2 protein-coding genes and 1 pseudogene are annotated in these 699 nt (G+C 57.2%); all 3 read left to right on the top strand.

Annotated features, from left to right (window positions below; genetic code table 11):
* A partial coding sequence (locus RUA4292_RS25650) for a DUF3489 domain-containing protein (protein ID WP_145974994.1) occupies positions 1–141 on the top strand: 141 nt, incomplete at its 5' end.
* Positions 138–554 carry a DUF2924 domain-containing protein gene (locus RUA4292_RS16445; RefSeq protein ID WP_082637161.1) on the top strand — a complete coding sequence of 139 codons (417 nt, stop codon included), beginning with the start codon at positions 138–140 and terminating at the stop codon, positions 552–554. The genes RUA4292_RS25650 and RUA4292_RS16445, both read left to right, overlap by 4 nt.
* Positions 551–699: pseudogene (locus tag RUA4292_RS24985) on the top strand (recombinase family protein); the annotation flags it as partial. The gene RUA4292_RS16445 and the pseudogene RUA4292_RS24985, both read left to right, overlap by 4 nt.

Below are 699 nucleotides of genomic sequence, written 5' to 3'. Positions count from 1 at the left end.
ACAGGGTGGCAATCTCATTCGGTCCGAGCGGCTCTGAGCGGTCTGCGGAAGAAAGGTGTCACAATTGAACGACGCGCATCCGACAAACCAGATGGTTCTTCCACCTATCACCTGACGGTGGGAACAAGAGAAGAGTCATGACCAAGACGAGCGATGTCGCCGATCTCGCCGCCATGGGTCGATCGGATCTGGTCACGATTTGGCAACAACTGTTTGATCAACCCGCCCCCACCATGCTCAGCCAACCCTTCCTGCGTCGATTTATTGCCTTTGAGATGCAGTCCCGCAATCGTGGCGGGCTGTCGCGGCAGGTGAAAGCCATGCTGGAAAAAGGTTCTGAGAAGAAACCCCGGCCTACATGCCCTGCCCTTAAACCCGGCGGGCGTCTGCTGCGCGAGTGGAACGGCGTGACCCATGTGGTCGATGTGACAGGGGAGGGGTTTGTGTGGAACGGACGATCTTACCGTTCGCTCTCGGCCATAGCTCGGGAAATTACCGGCGCGCATTGGTCGGGACCGCGCTTCTTTGGGCTCAACGGAAAGGTGGCAAAATGAGCCCGCGCCGTAAAATCCGATGCGCCATATACACGCGCAAGTCCTCAGAAGATGGTCTGGATCAGGACTTTAATTCCCTGGACGCGCAATATGAGGCCTGCGCAGCCTATATCGCCAGCCAGCGACATGAAGGCTGGACCTTATT

It is taken from the genome of Ruegeria atlantica (genome assembly GCF_001458195.1).
Taxonomy (GTDB): Bacteria; Pseudomonadota; Alphaproteobacteria; order Rhodobacterales; family Rhodobacteraceae; genus Ruegeria; species Ruegeria atlantica.
Note: the sequence above shows the minus strand (reverse complement) of the source record. Positions and strands in the feature narration are given on the sequence as shown.